This is a genomic window from Mesorhizobium sp. dw_380, assembly GCF_018588885.1.
Taxonomy (GTDB): Bacteria; Pseudomonadota; Alphaproteobacteria; order Rhizobiales; family Rhizobiaceae; genus Mesorhizobium.
In genome coordinates this window covers 1-10,370 of the sequence record NZ_JAFFIW010000075.1, presented here as the reverse complement: position 1 = coordinate 10,370, position 10,370 = coordinate 1, and the positions used below count along the sequence as shown (strand labels likewise).

10 protein-coding genes and 1 pseudogene are annotated in these 10,370 nt (G+C 57.4%); 7 read left to right on the top strand and 4 right to left on the bottom strand.

All coding sequences use genetic code 11. The features are described 5' to 3' along the window. Positions 1-421: 421 nt before the first annotated feature. Together JT360_RS32135 and JT360_RS32130 are read left to right on the top strand one after the other, a co-directional pair. On the top strand, positions 422-667 hold the full coding sequence (locus tag JT360_RS32135) for a hypothetical protein (protein WP_214477290.1): 246 nt from the start codon (positions 422-424) through the stop codon (positions 665-667). Positions 668-1,632: 965 nt separating this feature from the next. Then, positions 1,633-1,743, top strand: a pseudogene (locus tag JT360_RS32130) (transposase); the annotation flags it as partial. A gap of 154 nt (positions 1,744-1,897) precedes the next feature. Here the strand turns inward: JT360_RS32130 and JT360_RS32125 are convergent. From JT360_RS32125 to JT360_RS32110, 4 genes are read right to left on the bottom strand one after another with little or no spacing between them, the layout of a single operon-like run. Further along, positions 1,898-3,169 carry an ATP-binding protein gene (locus tag JT360_RS32125; RefSeq protein WP_214477286.1) on the bottom strand — a complete coding sequence of 424 codons (1,272 nt, stop codon included), beginning with the start codon at positions 3,167-3,169 and terminating at the stop codon, positions 1,898-1,900. Beyond that, a complete protein-coding gene (locus JT360_RS32120; protein WP_214477285.1) occupies positions 3,166-3,717 on the bottom strand; it encodes a hypothetical protein in 552 nt (183 codons plus the stop codon). The genes JT360_RS32125 and JT360_RS32120 overlap by 4 nt, the downstream gene beginning before the upstream one ends. Beyond that, entirely contained in the window at positions 3,707-4,411 is a 705-nt protein-coding gene (locus JT360_RS32115) for an FkbM family methyltransferase (protein ID WP_214477283.1), read from the bottom strand. The genes JT360_RS32120 and JT360_RS32115 overlap by 11 nt, the downstream gene beginning before the upstream one ends. Before the next feature lie 5 nt (positions 4,412-4,416). After that, positions 4,417-5,046, bottom strand: a complete 630-nt coding sequence (locus tag JT360_RS32110; RefSeq protein WP_214477281.1) for a response regulator — start codon at positions 5,044-5,046, stop codon at positions 4,417-4,419. Positions 5,047-5,199: 153 nt separating this feature from the next. Between JT360_RS32110 and JT360_RS32105 the strand changes: the two genes are divergently transcribed. From JT360_RS32105 to JT360_RS32085, 5 genes are all read left to right on the top strand, one after another. Beyond that, positions 5,200-5,568 carry a hypothetical protein gene (locus JT360_RS32105; RefSeq protein ID WP_214477279.1) on the top strand — a complete coding sequence of 123 codons (369 nt, stop codon included), beginning with the start codon at positions 5,200-5,202 and terminating at the stop codon, positions 5,566-5,568. A gap of 570 nt (positions 5,569-6,138) precedes the next feature. After that, a complete protein-coding gene (locus JT360_RS32100) occupies positions 6,139-6,879 on the top strand; it encodes an ATP-binding cassette domain-containing protein (RefSeq protein ID WP_214477277.1) in 741 nt (246 codons plus the stop codon). A 55-nt stretch (positions 6,880-6,934) separates the two neighbouring features. After that, positions 6,935-7,996: an ABC transporter permease gene (locus JT360_RS32095; RefSeq protein ID WP_214477275.1), complete on the top strand. Its 1,062-nt coding sequence runs from the start codon at positions 6,935-6,937 to the stop codon at positions 7,994-7,996. 56 nt (positions 7,997-8,052) lie between these two features. Continuing rightward, the gene (locus tag JT360_RS32090) at positions 8,053-9,057 is read left to right on the top strand and encodes a sugar-binding protein (protein WP_214477274.1); all 1,005 of its coding nucleotides are present in this window, start codon (positions 8,053-8,055) and stop codon (positions 9,055-9,057) included. Positions 9,058-9,150: 93 nt separating this feature from the next. Further along, positions 9,151-9,900 (top strand): glucose 1-dehydrogenase, encoded by a 750-nt coding sequence (locus JT360_RS32085; protein WP_214477272.1) that lies wholly within the window; start codon positions 9,151-9,153, stop codon positions 9,898-9,900. Positions 9,901-10,370 lie beyond the last annotated feature (470 nt).

The following is a 10,370-nucleotide window of genomic DNA, read 5'->3' as shown; positions in this document are numbered from 1 at the left end:
CTGTTGATGGTCAACCTCACCACGCCATGATCCTTGTCGCAATGGGCGGCAATCTCATCCGCCGAAACGCTCATCCGTGAATTTCAAAATGGACTCTTAGAGGGCATGTGTTCAGGCTATCGGCAGGAAGCTTTCGACGCTCAAGCCCGGGCGATATCACCAATGATGCGAACATAATGGCCTTCTGGCTGCCCATAGGTGCCACTAGCGCAAGAAGCAAGGCCCTCGCGATCACGATGACGACTTCGCCGCGTCGCGAATAGATGAGGTCGCGTCACTGGAGCATTTGAAGCCCAACGGTAACGCCCGGCCGGTTGCGAACTCCGCAGATTGCCGCCATCTTTTATATTTGACAATGCTAATATTAAAGGTGACGTTACGTCATTACGCACATCTGGGGGCCGCAATGGAGGGAATTGCAATGAAAATGGTGATCTTTTGCACTGCGTTTGTTTTGGTTGGGGGCGGTGTCGCCGTTGCCAAGGACAAGAAAGTGGTCGTGAGTGATGCTGCTGCTTTGTGCTCTACGAAGCATTCGACAAAAAAGCTGATTCCAGAGCTGGACTGCAGTCTGACCGGAACGGCCACGTCGCCAGCCACAAGTGGACAGTCATCAAAGCCGCGTTTGGGATACGACACCAATCCGTGGCTCGTAACCGGCTTCTGACTCGTCATTCTGGGATCGGGCATTTGCCTACCGCCGAGCGGTCACCGCGTAAAATCCGTGGCGGCCGACATCAGGAATTGTCGCCTTTAGAAAGACCACTCGCTGGCCATTTCCGCTGGTTTCGCTCAGATCAAGCGCGACCAAATAAAGAAACGGTTAGAAAGTACACCTTTAGTTCCCTACTTGTCTGTCGAATGTTCCGCCCTTTAGCCAAGCCGAATGTTCGTGCTTTAGTGATCCGAAATATCTTCTGGCCAGACTTCTGAATGACAGGCAATTGGAACAGTGCTGGGGTGACCAGCACAGTAAAGATCGGCGCAGCCCGGTCCCTTCCCGCGCCGGTAGGGTTCGCTCGTCCTCTCCGTAGGCGGCGAACCCTAAACCCTTTAATAAGGAGAGTGGTAACTGTGTTCAACGACAAAGAATCCCGAATTGTAGAGCTCGCATTGCTGCTGGCTGTCCCGATCTCTGTTCTGATTGCCGTAGCATGGCCAGTATTTTCATTGGCTCATTCTTAGCAATTCGATAAATGTTGGCGCCCGCAGAGGAGGACCTGATGACAACCAGATTTCCGGCCGCAGTCGTGGGGTTTCGGCCAACCGATTTCGGCATGGTTCAGACCTCCCCAAAAGGTACTATAACAGGTTTGCTGCACTCTTGAAAAAGAGTTAACTATAACGTTCCCTAGAACTCGCCGCCATCAGCCGCACGAAGTCACAATACTATCGCCCTTTCATGGACTCTCTGAGACTGAAAGGAGATAAGAATGAAATTCACAAAGATACGTTCGGCAATCGAGGGGCGTTCTTATCTTGGAGACCGATCCGAGAGGCTACGTAATTCTTCATTTTGAGATCGAGGAGAAAGAGGACGAGTCACTGGCGGAAGCTCATGGTCGGTGACCTGCCACTGAGAATTTCCTCCATCTGAGATTAGAGTCTGGGCCTTGATTGAAGGACGGACTGATGAAGAGAAAGCGGTTTACGGAAGAGCAGATCATCGCGGTTCTGCGCGAGCATGAGGCGGGTGCGAAGGCGGGCGATCTGGCCCGCAAGCACGGGGTCTCGGAGGCGACGCAGCAACTCCGCTATCCGTCAATTAAGCAGCGAAGGTCAACCGGGTGAAGCCGGTGATGCAAGATGCAAGGAACGTTGCTTTCGTAGGCTCTCCCCGTTGACATCGATGCAATACAGTGATGGAGCAGGCAGCGCCGGTCGATAAGGCGGCCGCCTAGCCGCTGGCTGCCGCCGGCAACGGCTGGATTGGAATCCGCACTTGCACAACAGTGCCGTTGTCCGGACTGCTGTTGACAATGAGCTTGCCGCGCAGGGTTGCGGCCATTTGGGCGCATCCCGTGAGACCAAGTCCGACATGATTGCCAGCCTTCGTCGAAAAGAAAGGCACTGTGGCCTTTTCGGCAATTTCGGGTGTCATTCCCACGCCATTGTCGGATACCTCCAGAATGACGTTCGTACGGCCGAGAAACCGGAGCCGTCTGAGCGCCGTGCGAACGGTGATCCTAGGGTTCTGCCTGCCGTTAACGGCGGTTTCGGCATTTTGGACCAGCTCGTCGACGAGCAACTGAAATTGTGTCGCGGGGACGGGGAGGTGGACCGTGTCAATGTCGATATCCAGCCTGACGAGACCGTTTCGCCGCTCGGCGACTTTTCGAAGAATTTTGCCAAGTTCTTCGGATCGAGGATCCCGCTCGCTATAGGCGATTTTAAGCAGGCCATTGTTGATGGATTCGAGCTCGTTTGCCGCGCCGCGGGCGGCCTTCAACATTTCTTCGCTGAGTGGTTGGCCTAGGCCTGTGTTGTCCAGAAAGAGCCGAAGCGCGGTGACGCGCGATCGCGTCATGTGAGCAAACAGCGAAGCAAATGAGCGCAAGTGCTGATCGCGGCGGCTGATGAAGGCGTAGCGCTGATGGATGATGAGGTAGAAGATCGCGACTAGGCCAAGGGCTATCGCGAATAGGAACCAGTTGCGCGATGCAGCAATGTCGATCTGAGCCGTCTCCTGCAGGGTGGCACTATGATTAACCGTGGCGCTGGACACTTCGAACATATCCAGCTCGAGCCGATCCATGTAGGGGAGAGCTTGGGCGTAGTTCGACCCCGCAACGATGATCGGCGTGACTTTTTGCTCGATGATCTGGCGAACATCCTGCAACAGTTTGGCATCCTTCTTCGGCAGGAACCGGTCGACATAGGAGAGCGCCAGCAATTGTTCGATGTTGACGCTGACGAGAGCGATTTGTCGGCTGATGTCGGGCTCAAGCTTGCCCGCTTCGCTGGCAAAGCGGACATAGCCGTTGACTCGCAAAAGCCGTTCCCTGACCTGCGTAGCGCGCCATTGGATTTCATAGGTCTGGCTAAGAATCTCGTCGGTATCGTGTCGATATTGCTCCGACTGCAGAAACGCCCAGGTACTCAGGACCAGCGCGACGCACAGCCCCACATAGGGAAGGATAGCAAAGACGCTGCTGGTCCTGAACGTCATTGAACCGATCGAAGGGCTACTGGGAAGAACACCCAAATCGAATTGCGGGCAGGGACGTAATCACTCGGCAAGCGGTCGTAGGGCCAGACAACAAAGATCGGGCCTTTCTCCAGCATGTTTATGGGGCGAAACTCCTGGCCGCCCTTGCACAGGCTTTTGGCACGGTCGTCGTCCGTGCATTTCCGTTCAACCGCGAGGATAGGTTCGAACTGCTCAATTTCGTCGCCGCGGATCTCGGAAACGAAATTGTCATAGGCGACGATCTTGATGCCTGGATTCTCGGAAATGCCGCCCTTTGCAAGCACGTCCTTTAACTTGGGTCCCCGGTAGACGATTGTTTCGTTATCCTTCGTCCAGGGAGTGCGAGTGTCGTAGGTTTGCTGAGGGAACTCGGCCTTCAGCTGCTCGCTCGAGAAGGTCTTTAGCGCTTGGCCGGAAGCATTCTCAACGGAGATCATGTTCGGGTTGTCGTAACTCGCCGCCGATGCCGACAAAGAGGCGATCGCGAAAACTGACGAGAGTGTCAGGGTGAGAATGTTATGCCGCATCGGCTGCCTCCGCTTCATATTCCCTTGGGCCGTCGTCCTTGGAGAACAGCACGCATGGTCCACGTGATCCTCTCGGATCATAGGCGAATCCCTTGGCCGCTAACGCCTGAGTGATGTCCAGAATGCCCTCCAGACCATAGAGATGATCGTGCAGTTCGAGAAAGATGCGTTCAACGCCTGGTAGAACGGCTTGCTTCAGCAAGTCGCGCTCTGCACCCTCAATGTCCATGACCAAGACATTGATATCGTGAGTGGTCAAAAACTCGTCGATGTTGGTGGAGCTGATGGAGATCTCGTGCTCGTAGGGACCTTGGTTGGGGTCCATCGATGACATCCAGAGATCCTTGCGCACGTAGAAGCGGAAACTCCGAGGTTTTCCCGCGGCAAGAATGCCCTGCGACAACACCACGTTGTCGATGCCGTTTGCGTCAATGACGCGCTTCGCCAGCGCTGCAGTCGTCGGATTGGCCTCGAACGCCCACACCTGAACACCGGGAATTTTCGCGATGACTGAGGTGATGACGCCGATGCCGGTACCGAGTTCAAGCACGCGATCGTTGCGCTTGACTGCTTTGTGAACCCAACGGGCTTCCTTGGCCTCGTAACTGCCGTTGGCGAGGGCTTGCCAGATGATCGGCGATACATCGCCAGGAAGGAGGGGAAGTTTTATGCCATGAATTGTCAGTGATGCCATGCGGTCTATAGTCCCTTAGGCAGCTTATGACCCTGCCTCATGAGTTTAGCCCGCGCCTGCTTATAGTATTTTTCAACAGTGCCAACGTCAATGCCTAGGCGTTGCGACATCAGTTCGTAAATTTGCTTCCGCTTCATGCCCCGTTCTCGACGGGTCATCATGTCGATGATTTCTTGTTCGCGCGGAGTGAGGCCGGAATATCGATAGTCGGGAATGGTCATTCCGACACGCGAAAGCCGAATGGAAAAGCCTTTGGTCGAGATGTCTTCCAGCACATCCGAAAACACGCCGGGCTCCAGACCGGTCTTGCCAAGATATCCGGCTGCGCCAATCTGCCGAAATTCCTCGGCTTCCGCGCTGCTGTCAGAACCAGTCACGACAACATGGATGGCACTCGGTGACGCTTCGATGATCTTATCCACAACAGATACGCGATCGGCCTGAGCAGTAGGATCAAAGCCAGGTAGGCCAGGATCGATAACAACAAGATCGAAATCGTCTCGCTGGAGCTCTCGGGTGGCGATCTCCAACGTCTCCGCGCCAAGCACCATGCAATCGCCCAGGCTCGAGCGAATTTGCTCCATCAGGGCCAGTCGCATCAAGTTTTGGTCCTCGACGACCAACGCTCGAAACATGTCTCCAGAACCTCGCTGCCTATTTCTTGGGGCGGGTTTACACCCTCTATGGTTGAAAAATAGGGGGGCTGTCACCCCTTTTTTTTCGCTCCTTGGTGGGTATCAGTCGAATGGTCGCGGCGGGGCGGTGGTCGATTTACTAGGAACAAAGCCATGCTGAGCCTAGGAATATCTACGCTTGATCCATCCGCTGATGACCTGATTGATTGGCCATCTCCACTAGCCGGGCGCTTCTCGGCAGAAGCGGCACCAGAGGAATCGGCCATTGGCTTGAACCTGGCTGCCGTGACCGGGCGACATATGGCGACGCAAAAAGCATCCGCCGTCGTCCTCGACAGGGAAGGGCGGCGGGTGTCCGAAGAGGCGATGGCGCGGCGCGAGGTGATCATGTATCGGCCGGCCGACCACAAGGAGTCCATCAGCAAGCTCGTGTATATCGCTGCGTATCTCATCGCGGAGCGCAAGCGCCTCGAAGACGGGGAATTGGCGACCATTCTGGAAATGGCTGCGCCCGTCGGGTGAGCGTCTGACGATGACCACGAAGGACCCTTCATCCATAAGAGAGTGCTAAATGACACCAGCAGGTAGAAGGCCGTCGTTCGCCTCTTCCCTCGGAACGGGCAAGTGGGCCAGAAACCGTCATTGTCGAGCAGATACTCTAACGTCGGGTTCGGGGGCCGGAAGCGGGCGGTCCGGTTTAAGGGGCGGATTCAAGGGTAGCTGCCATTCAACTCCCGACCTCATTACGGTCGAAGCAGTATGGGCTTCTGTCAGCTTGATGTCATTGTCCTTGAGGGTTCCTCTGTTGGCTTGTCAACTCCCCATGTGTCGGCAACCGACGATCGCCACTGTTGTCCAGAGCGCTAACGATATCGTCAGCGAATTTCAGTTCACGCTTCTCCTCCATGAGGACTCCCTGCTCCATTATGGCAATTGATGTAGGGCCCAGCGGCTTCTCGTCTGCCGTTGCTGAGGAAGATTGCCATCTTATAAGGCAGATCTAATAACCATTGTGTTGAATGCGTTTCGCTGATTAGCTGCCTTGCATAACACCGGGACAAAATTGACAAGTGTTGTCCGGGGAGGACCGCGATGCCGGTGCTTGAGGTTCGTCACGTTTCCAAGAATTTTGGGGCCATTCAGGCCCTGACCGACATCAGCTTCCAGGTGGAGCGGGGTGAAGTCGTGGGCCTGATGGGCGACAACGGCGCCGGCAAGTCAACCATAGTCAAGACGGTGGCCGGGAATTTCCCGCCGAACGACGGCGAAATTGTCGTGGACGGCGAGGTTTGTCACTTCCATAAACCCGTTCAGGCCCGTGCCAAGGGAATTGAAGTCGTCTATCAGGACCTGGCGCTCGCGGATAATCTGACGGCCGCGCAAAATGTCTTTCTTGGCCGCGAGATGAAGAAGGGCTTCTGGCCGATCAGAGTGCTCGACAAGCAGGCGATGATCGACCGCTCGGCAGCGCTGTTCAGGGAACTCAAATCGGAAACCCGGCCGCGCGACCTCGTCAGGAAGATGTCGGGTGGGCAGCGCCAGGCGGTAGCCATCGCGCGGACCCGGCTTTCAAACGCCAAGCTGGTGTTGATGGACGAGCCGACCGCCGCCATCTCGGTACGCCAGGTGGCAGAGGTGCTCGAATTGATCCGGCGCCTCAAAGCGCAAGGTGTCGGCGTCATGTTGATCAGCCACCGCATGCCTGACGTTTTCGCCGTTGCAGATCGTATCATTGTGCTCAGGCGAGGTTCGAAGGTTGCCGACAAGGATGTCGACAATACGTCGCCCGAGGAAATCACCGGACTGATAACGGGGGCCATCCGTGGCGAATAGTGCTCAGGAGTCGGTTAGTGTTAGGGAGTCGGCCCCGGAAACCGGCCGATCGGCCATGTCGGACTTCGTCCCGACCAAGGAAAAGACGGCGCTTCAACATGTGTTTTCAAGTCAGCCGTTCTGGGTGACGATCGCGCTCATTGCCCTCGTCACCTTGATGACGGCCATGGAGCCGAGCTTCGGCACCTCCGAAAACGCCGCCAACGTCACGCGCAACTTCGCACCTTTCGGCATCATGGCGCTCGGCATGACGGTGGTGATCATCACCGGCGGCATCGATCTGTCGGTCGGCTCGATCATGGGCCTGGTGGTCATCGTCGCCGGCCTGTTCCTGACCTGGCACTATCCCTGGTACATCGCATTCGCCGCCGGCCTTTTCGCCGGTATGGCGTGCGGCGCGGTCAACGGATTCTTCGTCGCTTATATCGGAATGCCGTCTTTTGTGGTCACCCTCGGCATGCTATCCGCGGCGCGTTCGCTGGCGGTCGTATTCTCCGCCAACCAGATGCTCTACCAATTCGGGCCCGATGCTCCGATCGTAAAGGCCATCGGTCAGGCGAAATGGCCGGTGCATGGGCCACAGGATTGGGCACCGCACTGGATACCAGAACTGTCATCACAGTTCTGGACCATGGTGATCCTGGCCCTGATCGTCGGTTTCGTCTTCAATTTCACGGCCTGGGCCCGCCATCTCTTCGCTATCGGCGGCAATGAGGAGGCGGCACGGCTGACTGGTGTGCCGGTCGACTGGATCAAATTCGAGGCCTATGTCTTCTCGGCGTTCACCGCTTCGGTCGCCTCACTCCTGCTCCTCGGCTACAACGGCTCGGCCATCAATGCCATGGGCCAAGGCTACGAGTTGCGCGTGATCGCCGCGACGGTCATCGGTGGAGCCAGCCTTATGGGCGGAGCCGGCACGGCCTTCGGCGCGATCATCGGTTCGGCGTTCCTCGAAGTGATCAGGAATGCGCTGCTGATGGCCGGCATCGATTCAAATTGGCAAGGCGCCTTCGTCGGCGGCTTCATCGTTCTCGCGGTTCTTTTGGGCATGCAAACCGGCGGCAAATCGATTCTCGCCGCTTGGCTGGCAGTCTTGATGCCCAAAAAAAGCCGCTAGAAAACCCCGCCGGCGGGAGGCCTGCGGGGCATTCCACCTAGGAGGAGAACGTCAAAATGAAAAAAAATCTGCTGATGGCGGCCGTGGCGCTTGGCGCAATGGTGCTCGCCGTTTCCGGCGCCCAGGCGAAATATACCTTCGCCCTGGTACCGAAGAACATGAACAATCCTTTCTTCGACCAGGCACGCGACGGCTGCAAGAAGGCCGAAGCCGAATCGAAGGGCGCCTTGGAATGCATGTATATCGGCCCCGGCGAGCATGGCGGCGGCGACGAGCAGGTGCAGATCGTGCAGGATCTCGTGGCCAAGAAGGTGGACGGCATTGCCGTGTCGCCATCGAACGCCGCGGCGATGGCGGTTGCGCTGCAGGCCGCCAAGGAAGCCGGCATCCCGGTCCTCACCTGGGACTCCGACCTGCTGCCCGAGAACAAGGAGCTTCGCGTCGCTTATATCGGCACCCACAATTATGAGATCGGCGTGAACCTTGCCAAGCTTGCCATGCAGGTCAAGCCTAAAGGCGGCACGATCTGCATCCAGTCGGGCGGCGCGGCGGCGGCCAACCACAATGAACGCATGCAGGGCATTCGCGATACGCTTTCGGGCACCAAATCGGCAGCCTCGCCCGGGGACCGGCTGACGGGCCAGAACGGCTGGACCGAAATCGAAGGCTGTCCGCTCTACACCAATGATGATTTTCCGCTTTCGGTGCAGCAATTTGAGGACATCATGGCGAAAAATCCAAACCTTGACGCATTCATCCCAACGGGTGGCTTCCCGCAATTCATTCCTGATGCCAACCGCGCCGCAGTCGCACCGTACAAGGACAAGATTGCCTCGAAAGCGCTGGCCCTTGTCGTCGCCGACACGCTTCCCGTGCAGATCGACCAGATGAAGGAAGGGCTTTCGCTTGGCCAGGTCGGTCAACGGCCGTTCGAAATGGGCTACAAGACGATGATGGCACTGAAGGACATGAAGGACGGCAAGGCGCCCCCGGCTGACCCGACCTACACAGGCCTCGACGTCTGCACGCCGCAGACGGCCGATACCTGCGTCGCCAAATAGTGCTTTAGGGCGGGAGGAAACTCCCGCCCTTTCATTGGAGCGAGGTGCGGTTAGATTGCTGCTTTATCATCTTATCTCGCTCCAGGGGGTTCAATGTCGGAAATGTTCTCGCTCAAGGGCCGGGTCGCATTGGTGACGGGTGCTTCGCGTGGCCTCGGCTTTGCCATGGCCAAGGCGCTTGCGGAAAACGGCGCAACGGTGATTGTCAACGCGCGCGACATGGACCCCCTCTCCGCGGCGGCGGAAAAAATCGGTGCCGAAGCCCTGCCGTTCGATGTTGCGGACGCGGCGACTTCAAGGGCGGCGCTTGAGGGGATCGTCGAACGCCACGGCCGCCTCGATATCCTGATAAACAACGCCGGCATCCAGCATCGCAGCCCGTTAGTCGAATGGGAGGACGAGGACTTCGACCGCGTGATTGCGGTCAATCTTTCGGCCTGCTTCCGTATGATGCGCGAGGCGGTGCGCCTGATGCTGCCGAATAAATTCGGGCGCATCATAAACACTGGATCCGTTGCGGCGATCCTTGGCCGCCCCACCATTCACGCCTATGTGGCGGCGAAGGCGGGGTTGCATGGACTGACACGCTCGACCGCCGCCGAGATGGGCCGCCACGGCATCACCATCAACGCGATCGCCCCTGGCTATTTCGCCACCGAGCTAAATACCGCGCTCATCAACGACGAGGCCTTCACCAAATGGGTCGAGGCGCGAACCCCTGCTGGCCGCTGGGCTCAACCTGAGGAACTCGGCGGAGCCGTGGTGTTTCTCGCGTCCGACGCTGCCGCCTACGTCAACGGACATGTTTTGGCGGTCGACGGGGGTCTATCGGTCTCCCTCTGACTGCGAACTGCCTTTAACGGAATGGCAGCCAGGCAACAAACAGTTGAGGGGGCGAATCCATATGCATTTCGACGCATTGTATTGCGCGTCGGACCGCAGCGGAAGGCAGCTTTCAGGCAGGGCCGATCGCAATCTGAACGTCGCGAACGAGGCGCGTTCCAGACCGGCAGCTGTGGGGCGAAACCAACAGGAAGCTTCTATCTTCCAAGCAAGAATAGTGAAAGTTCCTCCGCACTGTACTCGCGCTTCGAGGCCAAGGGTGACCCTCAATCCGCCGACCGGCTGAGGGCGCTATTTTAGGCCGAACTGTGCCAGCTCTTCGTGGGCGATGGACGTTGAGGAACCATTCCCGCGCGAGTTTCGATCTTCAGGGTCGATGTGAGCTGGAAAGGACAACTGTGCCCGAGTTCCACAAAACAGAACAGGTGTCTGCTGAAGCCTTTCGGCGGCTGATCCGCAGGGAAGATAAT

What these genes read in the sequence shown, in the direction of transcription:
- JT360_RS32120 (WP_214477285.1), bottom strand. Translation starts at nt 3,717, where the DNA reads ATGCGGCATAACATTCTCACCCTGACACTCTCGTCAGTTTTCGCGATC.
- JT360_RS32110 (WP_214477281.1), bottom strand. Translation starts at nt 5,046, where the DNA reads ATGTTTCGAGCGTTGGTCGTCGAGGACCAAAACTTGATGCGACTGGCC.
- JT360_RS32125 (WP_214477286.1), bottom strand. Translation starts at nt 3,169, where the DNA reads ATGACGTTCAGGACCAGCAGCGTCTTTGCTATCCTTCCCTATGTGGGG.
- JT360_RS32095 (WP_214477275.1), top strand. Translation starts at nt 6,935, where the DNA reads ATGTCGGACTTCGTCCCGACCAAGGAAAAGACGGCGCTTCAACATGTG.
- JT360_RS32105 (WP_214477279.1), top strand. Translation starts at nt 5,200, where the DNA reads ATGCTGAGCCTAGGAATATCTACGCTTGATCCATCCGCTGATGACCTG.
- JT360_RS32135 (WP_214477290.1), top strand. Translation starts at nt 422, where the DNA reads ATGAAAATGGTGATCTTTTGCACTGCGTTTGTTTTGGTTGGGGGCGGT.
- JT360_RS32100 (WP_214477277.1), top strand. Translation starts at nt 6,139, where the DNA reads ATGCCGGTGCTTGAGGTTCGTCACGTTTCCAAGAATTTTGGGGCCATT.
- JT360_RS32115 (WP_214477283.1), bottom strand. Translation starts at nt 4,411, where the DNA reads ATGGCATCACTGACAATTCATGGCATAAAACTTCCCCTCCTTCCTGGC.
- JT360_RS32085 (WP_214477272.1), top strand. Translation starts at nt 9,151, where the DNA reads ATGTCGGAAATGTTCTCGCTCAAGGGCCGGGTCGCATTGGTGACGGGT.
- JT360_RS32090 (WP_214477274.1), top strand. Translation starts at nt 8,053, where the DNA reads ATGAAAAAAAATCTGCTGATGGCGGCCGTGGCGCTTGGCGCAATGGTG.